We start from the raw sequence: 17,213 nt of genomic DNA, 5'->3' as shown, positions 1-17,213 counted from the left end.
AATGAACAACATAAACGCCCTGCAGACCGCGTCAGACCTGCATGACAAAGACGAAACCATCTTCCAGGCATTGATGACCGCGATTGTCGAACACCAGCTGCTGCCGGGGAGCAAATTGCCGGAAGAGGCGCTGGCAGAGGTCTTTGGCGTGAGCCGCACGGGCATCCGCAAGGTGCTTCAACGACTCGCCGCTGTGCAAATGGTCACCCTGACGCCCAAGCGTGGTGCACACGTCGCCAGCCCCACGGTGGAAGAGGCGCGGCACATCTTCCGCACACGCGCGCTGCTGGAGGTCGCTAACCTGCCGGACGTGCTGGCCCACTGTCAGCCGCCGCACCTTGCCGCGCTGGAGGCCATCATTCGCCAGGAGCAGCAGGCGCACGAGGCCTATGACGGCCCGGCGGCGATTCGCCACTCCGCCAATTTCCACATTCAGCTGCAGGCCATCTCCGGCAACCAGGTGCTCACGGAGATGGTGACCGGCCTGAGCCAGCGTTCTTCGCTGGTGATTGCCACCTGGGGCGCGCCGTGGCGTCAGGGATGCCGCTGCAACGATCACGAACAGCTGGTGGATCTGCTGCGCCAGAAGGCGCTTGAGCCACTAAGCGATGCCCTCATGCACCATTTTGAACATATCGTCGCCAGCCTCTGCTTCGAGCGGGCGGGCGAGTGCCTGCCTGATTTTGCCCGGCTGTTTGCCGGCCACAAGGAGTCGTAATGTCTGTCTGTATACAAGTGATCAACCCCAACACCAGCCTCGCCATGACGGAAACCATCGGCGCGGCGGCCCGCGCGGTGGCGGCGCCGGGGACGGAGATCCTCGCGGTCTGTCCGAGCGCGGGTGTGCCGTCCATAGAAGGCCACTTCGATGAGGCCATCGCCGCCGTCGGTGTCCTGGAACAGATCAAAAAAGGCAGGGAGCAGGGCGTGGATGGTCACGTCATCGCCTGCTTTGGCGATCCGGGCCTGCTGGCGGCGCGTGAGCTGGCGCAGGGGCCGGTAGTCGGCATTGCGGAAGCCGCCATGCATATGGCGACGCTGGTGGCGACGCGCTTTTCGGTAGTTACCACGCTGCCGCGCACGCTGATCATTGCCCGTCATCTGCTGCACCAGTATGGCTTTCAGGACCATTGCGCGGCGCTGCACGCTATCGATCTCCCGGTGCTGGCGCTGGAAGACGGCAGCGGTCTGGCGCAGGAAAAAGTGCGCGCGCGCTGTATACAGGCGCTGCAAGAGGATGGCTGCGGTGCCATCGTGCTGGGCTGCGGCGGCATGGCGACCCTGGCGCAGGAGCTGACCCGCGAACTGCGCGTGCCGGTGATCGACGGCGTCAGCGCGGCGGTAAAGATGGTGGAGTCGCTGGTGGCGCTGGGGCTGTCGACCAGCAAGCACGGCGATCTGGCGTTCCCGGAGAACAAAGCGTTAAGCGGGCATTTTCAGGCATTGAATCCATTTTAATTTTGGGGGTGGCAATGGGGCTTTTCGAACAGGATTATCCGCGGGATCTGCGCGGCTACGCGGGCAACCCGCCGCACGCGCGGTGGCCGAATCAGGCACGCATCGCCGTGCAGTTTGTGCTCAACTATGAGGAAGGGGCGGAAAACCACGTTCTGCACGGCGATGCCGGATCCGAGCAGTTCCTGTCGGACATCATCGGCGCGGCCAGCTACCCGGACAAACACATGTCGATGGACTCCCTCTACGAATACGGCAGCCGCGCCGGGTTCTGGCGGATCCACAATGAATTTCAGAAACGCGGCCTGCCGCTGACGGTCTTTGGCGTGGCGATGGCGCTGGCGCGTCACCCGGAGATTGTTGAGGCGATCAAAGCCGCGGATTACGATGTGGTCAGCCACGGCTGGCGCTGGATCCACTATCAGAATATGGACATCAGCCAGGAGCGCGAACACCTGCACAAGGCGGTGCACGTTCTGACCGACCTGTTCGGCAAGCCGCCAGCGGGCTGGTACACCGGGCGCGACAGCCCCAACACGCGCCAGCTGGTGGTGGAGCACGGTGGTTTTGACTACGACAGCGACTACTACGGCGACGATTTGCCCTTCTGGACGGAAGTGGCCTGCAGCGACGGCACCCGCAAACCGCACCTGATTGTGCCCTATACGCTGGATGCGAACGACATGCGCTTTGCGACCGCGCAGGGATTTAACACCGCCGAGCAGTTTTATACGTATCTGAAGGACAGTTTTGACGTGCTGTACGAAGAGGGGGAAAGCGCGCCGAAGATGATGTCCATCGGCATGCACTGCCGCCTGCTGGGGCGACCGGGGCGTTTTCGGGCGCTGCAGCGGTTCCTGGATTATGTGCAGCAGCACGAGCGGGTGTGGGTCTGTACCCGCCAGCAGATTGCCGACCACTGGCGGGAGGTACATCCGTTTCAGCAGTAAGTGTGCGATGTTTTGCCGGGTGGCGGCTGCGCCTTACCCGGCCTACAGGGCCCACATGGCATACGGGACATCGTAGGCCCGGTAAGCGCAGCGCCACCGGGCAGGTTTTTCAGCGTTACACCATCAAACTCACCTGCGCCGCCACGATGCGCCACCCGTAGGCAAACCGCACCCACGTATGCTGCTGGCGGCCAATGCGTTCTGTGCTCTCGCGGGTAAACTCAGTGCTGCACACGGCATAATCCTCCCCGAAGGTGGTGATGACGGTGTGCCGCAGCGTCCGCTGCAGCCCGGCGGCGGGGCGCGCCGCGCGAAAGGCGCGGATTTCATCGATCCCGTACAGGTTTTCACCCGCCCCCAGCCGCACCGTGTTTTTGTCGTGCCAGAACAGCTCGTCCAGCACCGCAACGTTGTTGCTCACCAGCGCGTCCTCATAGCGGTAAAACGCGGCCGTCACCTCGGCAACCACCCACGGGAGGTTAATGTCATCGTGATTCATCATGTTGCTATCTCCGCCGGACGGGCATCGGTGATGCCGCTCTCTTCCAGAACCCGCGCGACGCGCAGGCAGGCCTGCTCGTTAAACGGCGCGGCAATCAGCTGCAGGCCAATGGGCGCGCCCTGCGCGGTGCGCAGCGGAACGGTGGTCACGGGCAGGCCTAAAAACGAAATCGGCTGGGTCAGCATCCCCATGCTGGCGCGGATGGGAAGCGGCTGACCGTTAATCTCCATGGTCTGCTCGCCGATCCGCGTGGCGCTGCGCGGCGTTGCCGGGGCAATCAGCACGTCGGCCCGTGCAAACAGCGCGTGAAACGCCTGCCGTGCCTGCGCGCGAAACCGCTGGGCCTGAATGTACCAGGCGGAAGGGATCATCGCCCCGGCCAGCAGGCGTTCGCGGGAGTGCGGCTCAAAACGCTCGGGCTCCCGGCGAAGCGCGGGCAGGTACTGATTTCCCCCTTCGGAGGCGCTGATGATAAACGCCGCCGAACGCGCCAGCTCGGCGTCAGGGAACTGCAGCTCATCCTGCACGTCGAGCGCTTTCGCTACCCGCGCCACGGCGGCTCTGGCGTCTGCGTCGCACCAGGTGGTGAAGTAGCCGCCGAGCACCGCGCAGCGCAGGCCGTCAAGCCCGCGGTCAAGCAGGGGGCGCGTCTGTTCGCGCGAGCTCTCTGCCTGAAAACCGTCGCTGGTGTCCCGGCCCTGCAGCGCGTCGTACACGGACGCCAGGTCGCATACGCGGCGCGCAAAGGGCCCGATATGATCCAGGCTCGCGACAAACGGATGGCTGCCGGATCGCGACAGGCGGCCAAAGGTGGGCTTCAGGCCGTAGATGCCGCACAGGGAGGCCGGAACGCGAATCGAGCCGTTGGTGTCGGTGCCGAGCGAAAAGTGCACCAGCCCGGCGGCCACCGCGGCGGCTGAACCGCCGGACGACCCGCCCGCAATGCGCGTCAGATCGTGCGGGTTACGCGTCGCGCCGTAGTGGCTGTTCTCGGTGGTAAAGCCGTAGGCGTAGGCGTCCATATTGACCATCCCGGTCAGCAGCCCGCCCGCGCTGCGCAGCTGGCGCACGGCGAAGCTGTCGGCGGCGGCAGCGGGGCGCTGGCTGAACAGCTCGGCCCCGGCGAGGGTGGTGTGACCGGCAACGTCGAACAGATTTTTTACCGCGTAGGGCACGCCCGCCAGCGGCGGCAGGGGGCGCTTTTCCCGTCGCAGGGTATCGATATTGTCGGCCTCGGCGAGCATGCGTGCTTCCGTCACGGCGGTCCAGGCGCCGATCTGCGGGTTAACGCGCGCAATCCCCTCCAGCGTCTGGCGGGCGATCTCGCGAGCGCTCAGCTCCCCAGCGCTCAGCGCCTGCTGAATAGCGCTGATACTCATCTCGTGTAGCGTCATGCTTTATACACTCCTGCGATCTCCAGACGGTCGTCGAGCGGCAGCGCCATCAGCGGGGCGGCCATGCTGGCTATGCGGCTAAACTGCAGCTGCAGCTCGGCCCGGCGGGCGTCATCCAGCGTCACGCCGAGTACGGTTTCCATCTGCGCCAGGTACGCCTGCCAGTCGGGTTGGTGTGTCGTCATTGTTTTCTCCTCAGAATCCGGCGGCCGCGCCGTTGCTGCGCGGGTCAAATGCCCCTTCAAACAGCCCGTTGGGGTGGCGAACAATCGCGCCCGCGTGGCCCATGGCTTCACTAAAGTCAGGGAATAGCTCCACCTCGTGACCGAGTGCCCGCAGGCGCGCGACCGTCTCGGGTGAAAAACGCCCTTCAAGCTTTAAGGTGTCTGAGGTTTGCCCCCAGGTGCGCCCCAGCAGCCAGCGTGGGCGGGTGATGCTCTCCTGCAGGGGGATGCTCTGGACAACGTAGCGGGTAAAGAGCGCGGCCTGGGTTTGCGGCTGTCCGTCGCCGCCCATCGAGCCGTAGACCATCACGCGCCCGTCCTTCAGACGCGCCGCCGCCGGGTTCAGGGTGTGGAACGGCTGTTTGCCCGGCGCGAGGGCCAGAAGATGGGCGGGATCGAGGCTGAACGATGCGCCCCGGTTCTGCCAGACGATGCCGGTATCGGGCAGGACAACGCCGCTGCCGAACTCGTGATAAAGGCTCTGGATAAACGAGACGGCAAGCCCGCTGCTGTCCATCACCCCCATCCACACCGTATCGCCGGGGCCTTTTCCGGTTCCCCACGGCGCGGCGCGGCCGTCGTCAACCCTGTCGGCAAGGGCCTGCAGGGCGGCGGGATCCAGCAGTTTCTGAACATCGGTTTTCAGCGCGCGTGGGTCGGTGATGTGGGCATCGCGCAGGCCAAAGGCCAGCTTGGTGGCTTCCACGATGCGGTGCAGGGTGTCGGCATCGTCGGCTTCCGCCATTTTCAGGCGGTCGGTGATGCCGAGTATCGCCAGCGAGACCAGCCCCTGCGTTGGCGGGGCGTGGTTAAAGATCTCTCCCTGCTGATGCTCCAGCTTCAGCGGCGTGGTGCGCCGGGCCGCGTGGGCGTTGAGATCGGCCAGCGTTACGGGGAGACCCAGCGTCTTCATGCCGTGCGCCAGGACTTCCGCCAGCGGGCCGCGATAAAAGCTGTCGAGACCCTCTTCCGCCAGGCGCGTCAGGGTCGTGGCCATGGCGGGCTGGTAAAACCGGCTCCCGACCTGCGGCGGCTTACCGTCGACCAGCCAGGTTTCCGCGAAGCCGGGGATGGCCTTCAGCTCGTCGAACTTGCTGGCCGTGGCGTGGGCCTGAGAGGCCGTGACCGGGGTGCCGTTCTGCGCATAGTCAATGGCGTCGGCCAGCAGGCGGGCCAGCGGCAGCGTTTTGCCGGTGATTTCGCGCGAGACCTTCAGCGCCTCGTCCCAGCCGCTTACCGTGCCGGCGACGGTCAGCGCCGCACGGGGCCCGCGATGGGGGATATGCGCCAGACCGTCGTAGGCGGCAAGCGTTGCCCGCGAACCTGCCGCGCCGCTGGCGTCAATGGCGATGGGGTCGCCTTCCGGCGGCACGATAAGCCAGAAGCCATCGCCGCCCAGCCCGTTCATATGCGGGTAAACCACGGCGATGGTGGCCGCTGCTGCGACCATCGCCTCTATCGCGCTGCCGCCTTCGCGCAGCACCGCCAGCGCGCTCTGGCTGGCAAGATTGTGGGGCGCAACGGCCATGCCGTGCGTGGAGACATTACTTTGCATGAAGCGTCCTCGTAACTCTGAAAGTCACAAGGTGCTGCAAAAGCTGTTCCAATTCTGAAAGAAAAGTTTCAGTAAACTGGCACGTATAATGAATACATACAAAAAAGGTACAATGTAATGAAACAAAAGTTACAGAGGCGCTATGGAACAGTTAGATGAACGTCTGAAAGCACAATACCCGTCGCTGTCGCCGCAGGAGCAGCGGGTGGCGGACTTTATATTCGACCATTTTGACGATCTGATTAGCTACAACAGCGCCGAGCTTGCGCAGCTGAGCGGGGTGTCGAAAGCCACGGTGAGCCGTCTGTTTAAGCGGCTGGGCTATGAGAAATATAAGGACATGCGCGACGAGCTGCGCACCCTGCGCCAGAGCGGAATGCCGCTCACCGATAACCGCGACGCGGTGCAGGGCAACACGCTGCTGGCGCGCCACTATAAGCAGGAGATGGCGAACCTGACCCAGTGGGTCAATGCCCTTGACGCGCAGCAGTTTGCCGACGCGATGGCCTGCATGGTGAAGGCGCGGCGCATCGTCATTATCGGCATGCGTAACGCCTATCCGGCGGCGCTGCACCTGCGCCAGCAGCTGCTGCAGGCGCGCGGTCAGGTGCTGGTCCTGCCGCAGCCGGGGCAGAGCCTGAGCGAGGAGCTGGTGGACTTAACGCCGGACGATCTGGTGGTGATGATGGCCTTTCGCCGTCGCCCGCGCATCATCCGCCCGCTGCTGCAGCAGCTTCAGAGCATCGGTATTCCGGTGCTGCTGATGTGCGAGCCGCAGGCCCACAGCCTGTTTCCGCTGGCGAGCTGGCAGCTCTGCACCCCGCTGGACAGCGTCTCCGCCTATGACAGCTATTCGTCGGTTAACAGCCTGATCAACCTGCTGGCGAACGCCTTCCTGCATGAGATCCTCGATAAAGGCCGTCCGCGCATTCACGAGATCGCCTCCCTCTACCAGCAGCTGAACGAACTCGAACAGCGATAATGGGGCATCAGACTGGTGCTTTTGCATTGAAATGGTGCAGTTGACGGGTCGGAGAAACGCACGTTTTTTCGACCCGTCCGCGTTTTATCAAGCTTCGCAAGAATATTCCCCGCTTCGCCTTATCTGGCACATTAGTTGCAAAAACACCTTCAAAGAATCTTTTGTTTCATGTTAACGTTACGGGGAAGCACCATGAAAAAACTGTTAATTGCACTGGTCGGGGCCGCATGCCTCTTCACACAGCTGCCGGCAAAGGCTGACCAGCTTCAGGATATCGAGAAGCGCGGCACCATTCGCATTGCCGTTCCGCAGGATTTCCCGCCGTTTGGCTCGGTGGGAACCGATCTGCAGCCGCAGGGCTACGACATCGACATGGCGCGCTATCTGGCCAAACAGATGAAGCTCAAGCTGCAGCTGGTGCCCGTGACCAGTGCCAACCGTGTGCCGTACCTGCAAACCGATAAGGTGGACCTGGTCATTTCCAGCCTCGGTAAAAACCCGGAGCGCGAGAAGGTGATCGACTTCAGCCGCGCCTACGCGCCGTTCTTCCTCGGCGTGTTTGGTCCGAAAGGGGCTGAACTGAAGGACGCCGCCGCGCTCAGCGGAAAAACCATCGGCGTGACGCGCGGGGCGGTGGAGGACATGGTGCTGACCGGCCTGGCGCCGAAAGACGCGGACGTGAAGCGCTACGAAGACAATAACACCACGCTCTCCGCCTACCTCTCTGGCCAGGTGCAGTACGTGGCAACAGGCAACCTCGTGGTGGCGGCCATTTCGCGCCAGAACGCGGATAAAGCCCCGGTCCCGAGCTTTATGCTGAAAGACTCGCCGTGCTTTATTGGCCTGAAGAAAAACGAACCGGCCCTGAAGGCAAAAGTGGACGCGCTGATTGAGCAGGGCATCAAGGACGGCACGCTGAACGGCCTGTCTGAGCAATGGCTGAAGGCCCCGCTGCCGGCAAATCTTGGCGTCTGAGCCGATGACGGAGCAACTTGATTTTTCAGCCCTCTGGCCGCACTGGCCGGCGCTGCTGGCGGGATTGTTGGTCACCATTCAGCTGACGGTAATGGCCACCGTCGGCGGGCTGGCAATCGGAATTTTCGGGGCGGCGATCCGCAGCGGACGCACCACCTGGTACAGCCGGATCTGGGGCGCGTACGTGGAAATCATCCGCAACACGCCGTTTGTGGTGCAGCTGTTTTTCATCGTCTTCGGCCTGCCGAATCTCGGGCTGAAGATGACGGCGGGGGAAGCGGCGCTATTGGCCATGGTGGTGAACCTGGGCGCCTACAGCACCGAGATTATCCGCGCCGGCATTCAGGTCACGCCGAAAGGGCAGTGGGAGGCCGGTCGCGTGCTGGGGCTGACCCGCCTGCAGACCTTTATCCGCGTGGTGCTGCCGCCTGCGCTGCAGCGCATTTATCCGGCGCTGGTGAGCCAGTGCATCATCGTGATGCTCGGCTCGTCGGTGGTGTCGCAGGTCTCCTATGAAGAGCTGACCTTCGCCGCCAGCCTGATCCAGTCCAGAACGTTTTTGAGCTTCGAGGTCTATCTGGTGACCACCGGGATTTACCTGGCGCTGTCGATTACCCTGCGTCAGCTGATGATGGCGGCAGGACGCAAATGGCTGGGGGTGCAGGCATGATGACCACCTTTACCGACTGGGACATTATTCGCAACCTGCTGCTGGCCGGACGCTGGACGGTGCTGCTGTCGCTGGTGGCGTTCGTCGGCGGGGCGGCGGTGACGCTGCCTCTGCTGCTGCTGCGCCTGACGGGCGGACGCACGGTGAAGCGCATCATCCGCGGCTATATTGAGCTGTTTCAGGGCACGCCGCTGCTGATGCAGCTGTTCCTGGCCTTCTTCGGCGTGGCGCTGTTCGGCATCGACGTTTCGCCGTGGACCGCCGCCTCGCTGGCGCTGACGTTTTACACCAGCGCGTTTCTGCTCGATATCTGGTACGGCAGCATTCGCGCGCTGCCGAAGGGGCAGTGGGAAGCATCGCGCTGTCTGGGGCTGACCTTTGGACAGATCCTGTTTCGCGTGGTCGCTCCGCAGGCGCTGCGCATCGGCATTGCGCCGACGGTCGGCTTTGCCGTGCAGGTGATCAAGGGGACCGCGCTGGCATCGATTATCGGCTTTGTCGAGCTGACCAAGGCCGGGACCATGCTGACCAACGTGACCTATCAGCCGTTTAAGGTCTTTGCGCTGGTGGCGCTGGGCTACTTTATTCTGTGTTATCCGCTGTCGCGCTACAGCCGCTATCTGGAGACGAAATTCAATGCCTCTCATCACCATTAATCAGGTGCAGAAGTACTACGGCGATAACCACGTGCTCAAGGGCGTCGATCTGGATATCGACATGGGCCAGGTGATCTCCATCATCGGGCGCAGCGGATCGGGCAAAAGCACGCTGCTGCGCTGCATCAACGGCCTGGAAGGCTATCAGGACGGCAGCATCAAGCTGGGCGGCATGACCATTACCGACCGGGATTCCCAGGCGCGCGAAATCAGCCGCTCGGTCGGGATGGTGTTTCAGAGCTTCAACCTGTTCCCGCACATGACGGCGCTGGAAAACGTGATGCTCGCCCCGCGTCGGGTGCTGAAGAAAAGCGCCGCCGAATGCCGGGCGCTGGCGCAGCAGATGCTGGAGAAAGTGGGCTTAGGCGATCGTCTGGATTACTACCCGTCGAGCCTCTCCGGCGGCCAGCAGCAGCGCGTGGCCATTGCCCGGGCGCTGGCGATGTCGCCGAAAGTGTTACTCTGCGACGAGATCACCTCCGCGCTCGACCCGGAGCTGGTGGGCGAAGTGCTCAAGGTGCTGGAGCAGCTGGCGGCCGAGGGGATGACGCTCATACTGGTTACCCATGAAATGAATTTTGCCCGCGAAGTGGGCGACCGCGTGGTGTTTATGCACCAGGGGAAAGTCTGGGAGCAGGGCGACAGCAAAACGCTGTTCGCCAACCCGCAGACCACGGAACTGAAGCAGTTCATCTCCTCCGTGCGCGGCCTCAACTGATAAGGACTGAATAATGGATATCGCACACTTTCCGCAAATCAACCCGCCGCAGCGCCTGCTGATGGGGCCGGGCCCGATCAACGCCGACCCGCGCGTGCTGCGCGCCATGTCGAGCCAGCTGATCGGCCAGTACGATCCGGCCATGACACACTACATGAACGAGGTGATGGCGCTCTATCGCGGCGTGTTCCGCACCGAAAACCGCTGGACGATGCTGGTGGACGGCACCTCCCGCGCGGGGATTGAAGCCATTCTGGTCTCCGCCATTCGCCCGGGCGATAAGGTGCTGGTGCCGGTCTTTGGCCGCTTTGGTCACCTGCTGTGCGAAATTGCCCGCCGCTGCCGCGCGGAGGTGCATACCATCGAAGTACCGTGGGGCGAGGTGTTTACCCCGGACCAGGTGGAGGATGCGATTAAGCGTATTCGTCCGCGCCTGCTGCTGACCGTGCAGGGCGACACCTCCACCACCATGCTGCAGCCGCTCGCCGAGCTTGGCGCGATCTGCCGCCGCTACGGCGTGCTGTTTTACACCGATGCCACCGCGTCGCTCGGCGGTAACGCGCTGGAGACCGACGCCTGGGGGCTGGACGCCGTCTCGGCCGGGATGCAGAAGTGCCTCGGCGGCCCGTCGGGCACGTCGCCGATCACCCTGAGCGCGCGGATGGAAGAGGCAATCCGTCGCCGCAAGTGCGTGGAGGAGGGCATTCGCACCGACGCCCACCGCGACGGCGACGAGGAGATGATCTACTCCAACTACTTCGATCTCGGCATGGTGATGGACTACTGGGGGCCGGAGCGGCTGAACCACCACACCGAAGCAACTACCGCGCTGTTTGGCGCCCGCGAATGCGCGCGGCTGATCCTGCAGGAGGGGCTGGATAACGGCATCGCGCGCCACAGGCTGCACGGCGATGCGCTGCTGAAGGGCATTCAGGCGATGGGGCTGGAGACCTTCGGCGACCTGAAGCACAAGATGAACAACGTGCTGGGCGTGGTCATCCCGCAGGGGATCAACGGCGACCAGGTGCGTAAGCTGATGCTGGAGGATTTCGGGATTGAGATCGGTACCTCGTTTGGCCCGCTGCACGGCAAAGTGTGGCGCATTGGCACCATGGGCTACAACGCGCGCAAGGACTGCGTGATGACTACCCTGAGCGCGCTGGAGTCGGTGCTGAACTACCTCAAATTCACCACCACCCAGGGGGCCGCCATGCAGGCCGCGTGGGACCACTATCGTCGCGAGACGCCGCAATGAGCCCGGCGACAGAGCGGGTGATGGCGCGCGCCGACGCGCTGGCCGCCATCAGCGAAACCCCGGACGGCCTGACGCGGGTCTATCTCTCCACGCAGCATCTCCAGGCCAACCAGCTGGTTGGGGAGTGGATGCGCCAGGCGGGCATGACCGTCTGGCAGGACAGCGTGGGCAATATCTGTGGACGCTACGAGGGCGCGCAGGAGGGGGCGCAGGCGGTGCTGCTCGGCTCGCATCTGGACACCGTACGCAACGCCGGGCGCTACGACGGCATGCTCGGGGTGCTCACCGCCATCGAAGTGGTGGACAACCTGCACAAGCAGGGGCGGCATCTGGCGCAGGCCATCGAGATTGTCGGCTTTGGCGACGAAGAGGGGACCCGTTTTGGCATCACCCTGCTGGGCAGCCGTGGTCTGACGGGAACCTGGCCGCAGGGCTGGCTGGAGACGTGCGATGCCCAGGGCATCAGCGTGGCGCAGGCGATGGTGCAGGCAGGACTCGATCCCACTCGCGTGGCGCTCGCGGCAAGGCATCAGGAGGATTTCAGCGCCTGTCTGGAACTGCATATCGAACAGGGACCGTGTCTGGAGCAGGAAGGGCTGGCGCTGGGCGTGGTGGAAGCCATCAACGGCGCGCGCCGCCTCAACTGCCGCTTCACCGGCGAGGCCGGGCACGCCGGTACCGTGCCGATGAACCATCGTAAGGATGCTCTGGCCGCCGCCGCCGAGTGGATGGTGCTGATTGAAAACACCACCCGGCAGCAGGGCGGCAACCGGGTGGCGACGGTCGGGGAACTGCGCTGCCTGCCCGGCGCGGTCAACGTCATCCCCGGCGAGGTTGCGCTCTCGCTGGATATTCGCGGCCCGCAGGATGCCCCGCTGGACGCGCTGCTCGCTGAACTGCTGGCGCAGGCGCAGGCGATCGCCGCCCGTCGCGGGCTGAGCTTCAGCGCCGAGGAGTTTTACCGGATCGCCGCCACGCCGTGCGATGCGCGTTTGCAGCGCCTGCTGGGCGACGCGGTTGAATCGGTGCAGGGGCGCTCGTTATCTCTGCCCAGCGGCGCCGGGCATGACACCATCGCCCTGGCGGAACGCTGGCCGGTGGGGATGCTGTTTGTGCGCTGTAAGGGCGGGATAAGCCACCACCCGGCGGAATCGGTGATGGCTGAGGATGTTGCCCTGGCGATTGAGGCATTTGGGCAGGCGGTGAGAGCGCTTGGTGCGATCTGATTGTTGCCCGGCGGCGCTGCGCTTGCACGGGCCTACGGGATGGGTAGGCCGGGTAAGCGGCAGCGCCACCCGGCAAGGAATCACATCACTCCAGCCCCAGCGTATATTGCGCGATCTTAAAGTAGATAATCAGCCCGGTACCGTCGATCAGCGTCGCGATAAACGGCGCGGAGACGACCGCCGGGTCAATGCCGCAGCGCTTGAGCACCATCGGAATGACGGACGAGACAATCGCGCTCCAGAGCGTAATGCACACCAGCGTCAGGCTGACGATGAGCGTAATCTCCAGCCCGATCCCCATCATCCAGGCGCGAATGCACCCGGCAATGCCGAGCGTCACGGCAATCATCAGCGAGGTGGTCATCTCTTTGCGCAGCACGCGGCCCACGTCGCGCAGATGAACTTCACCCAGCGCCATGGCGCGCACCAGCGTGGAGGTGATCTGCGTCCCGCTGTTGCCGCCCGTGCCGATCAGCAGCGGAATAAAGAACGCCAGCGCGATGGCGGACTCCAGCGCCTCTTCAAAATGCTGAATGACCGAGCTGGTGTAGGCTTCGGCGACAAACAGCAGCAGCAGCCAGACGGAGCGTTTCTTCCACAGGCTGAAGGCGCTGGTTTCCAGATAGGGCTTCTCCAGCGGCAGCGTCGCCCCCTGAAGCTGGGCATCTTCGGTGACGTCATCTTCCAGCAGATGGGCAATTTCGCGCTCGGTCAGGCAGCCGACGAGTTTGCCGTGGGTCACCACGGGCACGACATCTGCGTCGCCGTGCGCCAGCAGTCCTGCAACATCGGCACGTTCATCCTCCGGTTTGACCTGCAAAAACTGCGAAATCATCAGGCTTTTAATTGGCTGTACGGTATCTGTGGTCTGTAGCAGCTTGCGCACGGCAACCATCCCCGCAAGGCGGCCATTGTCTTCAATAAAAATATGCGACGGAATATCATCGTCTTTTAATTTTTTGAAGAATTGCTCGCGCGCCAGCGCCACGCATAATGCAATATCGAGGACGATAAAATCGGTATTCATATATTGCGCGACCGCGCTGTCATTGAATGCCAGGTTTTGGTTGTGAATAGCGTAAGACATAGTGAATTCCCTTTGAATAATAACATCTCTCAGGGGCGAGCAAGACAGGGCATGTCGAAGAGGAGATCCCCACGTCCTGGGTTCAGCACTGTACACCGTATCCCGCAAGGGAAGTTATACTGACAAAGCCTTGATTCGACAGTGCCTGTTTTACCCTGTGCCGATTCTCTCGAACCTACCAGAGCGATAACGTGTATTTGTACAGGAGCCTCGCCATAACGAGATCGTTGTAAAACGAGAGGGATAATACGCCTGTTTAAATTTAGCGCTCAGAAAATTAAATAATGTTTAAGAACGGTTTAGATAAATATTATTAATAAAATGTTGAGGGTTTATTTAAGGTAATTCATTTTAAATGGAGAATTAAATAATTAACGGGAGAGAGGAAAATGGCGTGGCTTGATAATCTGCTGAATCATTTTGCGCTGTATCCGGCACATCTGTTCGCGCTGTTATTCGTGATGGCGCTGAGCAAATCGACGGTGCTGATCTCCTCCGTGCTGCCTCCCGCCTCGGTGATGCTGCTGGCGGGCATCGGCGTCAGCCAGGGGAGCATGCATCCTGCCCTGGCCTGGCTGGCCGTGGTGATGGGGGCAACGGCGGGCTCGGCGCTGAACTACCACTTAGGGCAGCGGATGGGGCACACGCGCTGGATGACCCGCTTCACGGCAAAACACGCCGGTAAATTTCTGCGGGTGCAGCATCAGCTACAAAAAAACGGAGTGCTGGTGCTGTTTACCGCGCGTTTCCTGGCAGTGCTGCGCTACATCGTGCCGCTGGCGGCAGGCATGCTCAGGCTGAACGTGGTGAAAGTTTACGGCGTGAGCCTAGCCTCTGCCGCCGTATGGGCGGCGCTGTATGTCGGCATCGTCACCGGCATCAGCGCCTTTTGAGTTACAGGCTCCCCATTCCGCCGTCCACCAGCAGTTCTGTTCCTACCGTGTAGCTCGACTCGTCGGAGGCGAGATAGAGCGCGGCTTTTGCCAGCTCCGTCGTCGAGCCCATTCTGCCCAGCGGCACCAGCTTGATGATCTCCGCCATCATTGCGTTAAGCGCCTCTTCGCTTAAGCCCGTTTTCGTAAAGGCCGGGGTTTCCACCGGACCGGGGCTCAGGCCGTTGTCGCGGATCCCGCGCGGCAGCAGCTCTGCCGACAGCGTGCGCGCCAGCGACAGCAGGGCGGCCTTGCTCGCGGCATACACGCTGCTGGTGGGCAGGCCGATGCGCGCGCTCACGGAGCCGCAGAGGATTATCGAGGACGGGTTATTCAGCAGCGGCAGCAGCGCCTGGATTAAAAAGAACGGCCCCTTCAGGTTGATGTTCATCAGACGGTCCCAGGCCTCTTCCTGCCAGGCTTCCAGCGGCGCGTGCGTCACGTCGCCGGCGTTGAGAAACACCGCGTCCAGGCGCGGCCAGCGGGCGGCGAGGGTTTCCGCCAGCGCTTTTTGCGAGGCGATATCGCCTGCATCGGTCGGGATCACCCAGGCCTTATCGCCCAGAATGCGCTCAGCTTCGGCGAGGGTGTCCGGGTTGCGTCCGGTCACGGCGACGCGCGCCCCTTCGGCGATAAACGCCTGCGCGGTGGCAAGACCGATGCCGCTGGTGCCGCCGGTAATCAACGTATACTTATCGTTTAAACGACCCATGTTTTTCTCCTGAAAATGTCACTGGAGAAAGCACTATAGAAACGTTAGTATCGAAAGGAAACCAGGTACCAAATGGATACTAAAGAGGCAAGAGGTGTGCTATGGCAGAAATGCTGGGTGAGTGCTGTGAAAAAAAATCTGAGGCCTATACCTGCCCGATGACGCAGTTTGTAAATCTGATTTCCGGCAAATGGGCAATCCCGATCCTTTATCGTCTTATTGTGATTAACACGCCTGTCCGCTTCGGCGATCTGCTGCGGGCGGCTGCCCCCATTACCCAGAAAGAGCTGACGAAGCAGCTGCGCCTGTTTGAACAGCGCGGGCTGGTGACGCGGACGGTCTACCCGGAGATCCCGCCGCGCGTGGAGTATCAGATTACCGGGCTGGGGTTAACCCTGCAGGATGCGCTCTCGCCGCTGGCCGCCTGGATGAGCGAGTACGGCGACCAGCTGGAGCGTTAGGCTACTGCTTTACGTAGCGCGGAGCCGGGATGCCGGTGCGCGCGCTGTTAAACAGCTCGAGGCGTGCCGCTTCGTAGCGGTCCCACAGGCTGACGTCATGCATCGGCGGGATGGTGATCGGTTCGCCCTGATCCAGACCCGCCAGTGACGCATCCACCATATCGTCGGTGGTCATCACCGATCCTTCCGGCAGATCGTCCACCGTGACGCCAGAATGGCTCCAGATCTCCGTCGCGGTCGCGGCGGGCAGCACGGCCTGAATGCGCACGCTGCTGTCGGCAAATTCTTCCTGCAGTCCGCGGGTAAAGCTCAGTACCCAGGCCTTGGTGGCGCTGTAGAGCGCGCTGCCCGCACGGACATGGAGCGATAACACCGAGGCGATATTGATCAGCGTGCCGCGATTGTTCCGCGCCAGTCGCGGGAGAATGGCGTAGGTCAGCCGCATCAGCGCCGTGGTGTTCAGGGTATTGATGGCCTGATGCTGCGCCACCTCGCCCGCGAGGAACGGCGCCATCTGCGCGGTGCCCGCGTTGTTAACCAGCGTATCAATGGCGGTATTGCTGCGCAGTTCCTCTTCCACCGCGCGGATCCCGGCTTCATCGGTGAGATCGGCCACCAGAATATCGACGGCCACGCCGTAGCGCGCGCGCAGGTCGGCGGCGAGGGTTTTCAGGCGATCCTCGCGGCGGGCGACCAGGACCAGGTTGGCACCGCGCGCGGCAAGGCGATCGGCATAGACGGCACCGATCCCGGAAGAGGCACCCGTGATCAGGGCGGTGGTGATTTGCGTAGTCATAATGCATTACCTCAGGCAAAGTGGGTTATTTGGTTTCAATATGAAACTGAATTGACTCTCTGCCATTTGGTTTTATAATGCAACCACATTGGCGAGATTTTTTTGCTTTTGCCTGGCGGGTGAGCTCAGGAGGGGAGTTTGGCCACGATCTCTTCAGGCGTCAGTTCGCGCCCGTCGTCGGCGATAAGCATCAGTTTTCGCAGCGGTTTGCGCTGTTCGCTATCGACGAGAACGGTGCCGCATTCGTTTTCCGCGAACAAAAATTCATTGCCCCACTGGGACAAGGCAACCAGCACGGTTTGCAGGGCGCGTCCCTTGTCGGTCAGGACGTATTCCTGCCAGGCGCTGCCGTCGGAGGCGGGCTGAAGCCGGAGGATGCCTTCGTCCACCAGCAGCTTGAGCCGCGTGGTCAGCATGTTTTTCGCGATACCGAGGCTTTTCTGAAACTCGCCGAAGCGTTTAATACCGCGAAGCGCGTCTCGAACGATCAGCAGCGACCACCAGTCGCCGATGATATCCAGCGAACGGGCGACGGGGCAGGTGCTCTCTTCAAGGCGGGTACGTTTCACAGCGAATTCTCCGGTGGGGTGTGGTTTTATTATAAAACTAATTGGCACACTCCGTAAGCACGTTAATCATCAGTTTGAGAAATGCTTCCCGGAA

At 62.3% G+C, this 17,213-nt stretch carries 19 protein-coding genes, 1 pseudogene and 1 riboswitch; of the genes and pseudogenes, 12 read left to right on the top strand and 8 right to left on the bottom strand.

The features are described 5' to 3' along the window. Position 1: 1 nt before the first annotated feature. From LLF79_RS07000 to puuE, 3 genes and pseudogenes are all read left to right on the top strand, one after another. Entirely contained in the window at positions 2–718 is a 717-nt protein-coding gene (locus tag LLF79_RS07000) for a GntR family transcriptional regulator (protein WP_032651233.1), read from the top strand. Then, a pseudogene (gene hpxA, locus LLF79_RS06995) lies at positions 718–1,588 on the top strand (allantoin racemase). Before LLF79_RS07000 ends, hpxA begins: the two are co-directional and overlap by 1 nt. Continuing rightward, positions 1,473–2,405, top strand: a complete 933-nt coding sequence (gene puuE, locus LLF79_RS06990; RefSeq protein WP_227879306.1) for an allantoinase PuuE — start codon at positions 1,473–1,475, stop codon at positions 2,403–2,405. Before hpxA ends, puuE begins: the two are co-directional and overlap by 116 nt. A gap of 115 nt (positions 2,406–2,520) precedes the next feature. On the opposite strand, the gene hpxZ is transcribed toward puuE, so the two are convergent. The 4 genes from hpxZ to hpxW are packed head-to-tail and all read right to left on the bottom strand — an operon-like array spanning position 2,521 to position 6,080. Next, positions 2,521–2,907 (bottom strand): oxalurate catabolism protein HpxZ, encoded by a 387-nt coding sequence (gene hpxZ / locus LLF79_RS06985; protein ID WP_227879305.1) that lies wholly within the window; start codon positions 2,905–2,907, stop codon positions 2,521–2,523. After that, the gene (locus LLF79_RS06980; protein WP_227879304.1) at positions 2,904–4,301 is read right to left on the bottom strand and encodes an AtzE family amidohydrolase; all 1,398 of its coding nucleotides are present in this window, start codon (positions 4,299–4,301) and stop codon (positions 2,904–2,906) included. The genes hpxZ and LLF79_RS06980 overlap by 4 nt, the downstream gene beginning before the upstream one ends. Beyond that, positions 4,298–4,486 carry an oxalurate catabolism protein HpxX gene (gene hpxX / locus LLF79_RS06975; RefSeq protein WP_008499849.1) on the bottom strand — a complete coding sequence of 63 codons (189 nt, stop codon included), beginning with the start codon at positions 4,484–4,486 and terminating at the stop codon, positions 4,298–4,300. The genes LLF79_RS06980 and hpxX overlap by 4 nt, the downstream gene beginning before the upstream one ends. 10 nt (positions 4,487–4,496) lie before the next feature. Next, complete coding sequence (hpxW, locus tag LLF79_RS06970) at positions 4,497–6,080, bottom strand: oxamate amidohydrolase (protein ID WP_227879303.1); 1,584 nt, start codon at positions 6,078–6,080, stop codon at positions 4,497–4,499. 142 nt (positions 6,081–6,222) lie between these two features. Here hpxW and hpxU point away from each other — a divergent pair, with 142 nt between their 5' ends. The 7 genes from hpxU (at position 6,223) to hpxK (ending at position 12,562) form a co-directional block, all read left to right on the top strand. Then, a complete protein-coding gene (gene hpxU / locus LLF79_RS06965; RefSeq protein ID WP_227879302.1) occupies positions 6,223–7,062 on the top strand; it encodes a MurR/RpiR family transcriptional regulator HpxU in 840 nt (279 codons plus the stop codon). A gap of 192 nt (positions 7,063–7,254) precedes the next feature. Further along, complete coding sequence (locus LLF79_RS06960; RefSeq protein WP_227879301.1) at positions 7,255–8,037, top strand: transporter substrate-binding domain-containing protein; 783 nt, start codon at positions 7,255–7,257, stop codon at positions 8,035–8,037. Positions 8,038–8,041: 4 nt separating this feature from the next. Further along, positions 8,042–8,707, top strand: a complete 666-nt coding sequence (locus tag LLF79_RS06955; protein ID WP_227879300.1) for an amino acid ABC transporter permease — start codon at positions 8,042–8,044, stop codon at positions 8,705–8,707. Beyond that, on the top strand, positions 8,707–9,363 hold the full coding sequence (locus LLF79_RS06950) for an amino acid ABC transporter permease (RefSeq protein WP_206804677.1): 657 nt from the start codon (positions 8,707–8,709) through the stop codon (positions 9,361–9,363). Before LLF79_RS06955 ends, LLF79_RS06950 begins: the two co-directional genes overlap by 1 nt. Beyond that, complete coding sequence (locus LLF79_RS06945) at positions 9,344–10,081, top strand: amino acid ABC transporter ATP-binding protein (protein ID WP_023327069.1); 738 nt, start codon at positions 9,344–9,346, stop codon at positions 10,079–10,081. Before LLF79_RS06950 ends, LLF79_RS06945 begins: the two co-directional genes overlap by 20 nt. Positions 10,082–10,094: 13 nt before the next feature. Beyond that, complete coding sequence (locus LLF79_RS06940) at positions 10,095–11,336, top strand: alanine--glyoxylate aminotransferase family protein (RefSeq protein ID WP_046091802.1); 1,242 nt, start codon at positions 10,095–10,097, stop codon at positions 11,334–11,336. Continuing rightward, positions 11,333–12,562, top strand: a complete 1,230-nt coding sequence (hpxK, locus tag LLF79_RS06935) for an allantoate amidohydrolase (RefSeq protein ID WP_227879299.1) — start codon at positions 11,333–11,335, stop codon at positions 12,560–12,562. Before LLF79_RS06940 ends, hpxK begins: the two co-directional genes overlap by 4 nt. A gap of 85 nt (positions 12,563–12,647) precedes the next feature. Here hpxK and LLF79_RS06930 read toward each other — a convergent pair whose 3' ends face one another. Further along, positions 12,648–13,649: a magnesium transporter gene (locus tag LLF79_RS06930; RefSeq protein WP_021240818.1), complete on the bottom strand. Its 1,002-nt coding sequence runs from the start codon at positions 13,647–13,649 to the stop codon at positions 12,648–12,650. Between the two features lie 60 nt (positions 13,650–13,709). Beyond that, positions 13,710–13,879, bottom strand: a riboswitch (M-box (ykoK) riboswitch). A gap of 159 nt (positions 13,880–14,038) precedes the next feature. Between LLF79_RS06930 and LLF79_RS06925 the strand changes: the two genes are divergently transcribed. Further along, positions 14,039–14,542, top strand: a complete 504-nt coding sequence (locus LLF79_RS06925) for a DedA family protein (protein ID WP_227879298.1) — start codon at positions 14,039–14,041, stop codon at positions 14,540–14,542. Position 14,543: 1 nt separating this feature from the next. Here the strand turns inward: LLF79_RS06925 and LLF79_RS06920 are convergent, their stop codons facing one another. Then, positions 14,544–15,293 (bottom strand): SDR family oxidoreductase, encoded by a 750-nt coding sequence (locus LLF79_RS06920; RefSeq protein ID WP_227879297.1) that lies wholly within the window; start codon positions 15,291–15,293, stop codon positions 14,544–14,546. 101 nt (positions 15,294–15,394) lie between these two features. On the opposite strand from LLF79_RS06920, the gene LLF79_RS06915 reads away from it, so the two are divergent. Next, positions 15,395–15,754 carry a helix-turn-helix domain-containing protein gene (locus LLF79_RS06915; RefSeq protein WP_008499836.1) on the top strand — a complete coding sequence of 120 codons (360 nt, stop codon included), beginning with the start codon at positions 15,395–15,397 and terminating at the stop codon, positions 15,752–15,754. 1 nt (position 15,755) lies between these two features. Here LLF79_RS06915 and LLF79_RS06910 read toward each other — a convergent pair whose 3' ends face one another. Beyond that, positions 15,756–16,550 carry an SDR family oxidoreductase gene (locus LLF79_RS06910; RefSeq protein WP_023343730.1) on the bottom strand — a complete coding sequence of 265 codons (795 nt, stop codon included), beginning with the start codon at positions 16,548–16,550 and terminating at the stop codon, positions 15,756–15,758. A gap of 125 nt (positions 16,551–16,675) precedes the next feature. Then, complete coding sequence (locus tag LLF79_RS06905; protein ID WP_008499834.1) at positions 16,676–17,119, bottom strand: helix-turn-helix domain-containing protein; 444 nt, start codon at positions 17,117–17,119, stop codon at positions 16,676–16,678. Positions 17,120–17,213: the final 94 nt, after the last annotated feature.

It is taken from the genome of Enterobacter cloacae complex sp. 2021EL-01169 (assembly GCF_020733125.1).
Classification (GTDB): domain Bacteria; phylum Pseudomonadota; class Gammaproteobacteria; order Enterobacterales; family Enterobacteriaceae; genus Enterobacter; species Enterobacter roggenkampii.
This window is presented reverse-complemented; position numbering and strand designations above follow the sequence as displayed.

Bases quoted from the DNA above. Each gene is read 5' to 3' on its own strand.
- LLF79_RS07000 (WP_032651233.1), top strand. From the start codon at position 2: ATGAACAACATAAACGCCCTGCAGACCGCGTCAGACCTGCATGACAAA.
- puuE (WP_227879306.1), top strand. From the start codon at position 1,473: ATGGGGCTTTTCGAACAGGATTATCCGCGGGATCTGCGCGGCTACGCG.
- hpxZ (WP_227879305.1), bottom strand. From the start codon at position 2,907: ATGATGAATCACGATGACATTAACCTCCCGTGGGTGGTTGCCGAGGTG.
- LLF79_RS06980 (WP_227879304.1), bottom strand. From the start codon at position 4,301: ATGACGCTACACGAGATGAGTATCAGCGCTATTCAGCAGGCGCTGAGC.
- hpxX (WP_008499849.1), bottom strand. From the start codon at position 4,486: ATGACGACACACCAACCCGACTGGCAGGCGTACCTGGCGCAGATGGAA.
- hpxW (WP_227879303.1), bottom strand. From the start codon at position 6,080: ATGCAAAGTAATGTCTCCACGCACGGCATGGCCGTTGCGCCCCACAAT.
- hpxU (WP_227879302.1), top strand. From the start codon at position 6,223: ATGGAACAGTTAGATGAACGTCTGAAAGCACAATACCCGTCGCTGTCG.
- LLF79_RS06960 (WP_227879301.1), top strand. From the start codon at position 7,255: ATGAAAAAACTGTTAATTGCACTGGTCGGGGCCGCATGCCTCTTCACA.
- LLF79_RS06955 (WP_227879300.1), top strand. From the start codon at position 8,042: ATGACGGAGCAACTTGATTTTTCAGCCCTCTGGCCGCACTGGCCGGCG.
- LLF79_RS06950 (WP_206804677.1), top strand. From the start codon at position 8,707: ATGACCACCTTTACCGACTGGGACATTATTCGCAACCTGCTGCTGGCC.
- LLF79_RS06945 (WP_023327069.1), top strand. From the start codon at position 9,344: ATGCCTCTCATCACCATTAATCAGGTGCAGAAGTACTACGGCGATAAC.
- LLF79_RS06940 (WP_046091802.1), top strand. From the start codon at position 10,095: ATGGATATCGCACACTTTCCGCAAATCAACCCGCCGCAGCGCCTGCTG.
- hpxK (WP_227879299.1), top strand. From the start codon at position 11,333: ATGAGCCCGGCGACAGAGCGGGTGATGGCGCGCGCCGACGCGCTGGCC.
- LLF79_RS06930 (WP_021240818.1), bottom strand. From the start codon at position 13,649: ATGTCTTACGCTATTCACAACCAAAACCTGGCATTCAATGACAGCGCG.
- LLF79_RS06925 (WP_227879298.1), top strand. From the start codon at position 14,039: ATGGCGTGGCTTGATAATCTGCTGAATCATTTTGCGCTGTATCCGGCA.
- LLF79_RS06920 (WP_227879297.1), bottom strand. From the start codon at position 15,293: ATGGGTCGTTTAAACGATAAGTATACGTTGATTACCGGCGGCACCAGC.
- LLF79_RS06915 (WP_008499836.1), top strand. From the start codon at position 15,395: ATGGCAGAAATGCTGGGTGAGTGCTGTGAAAAAAAATCTGAGGCCTAT.
- LLF79_RS06910 (WP_023343730.1), bottom strand. From the start codon at position 16,550: ATGACTACGCAAATCACCACCGCCCTGATCACGGGTGCCTCTTCCGGG.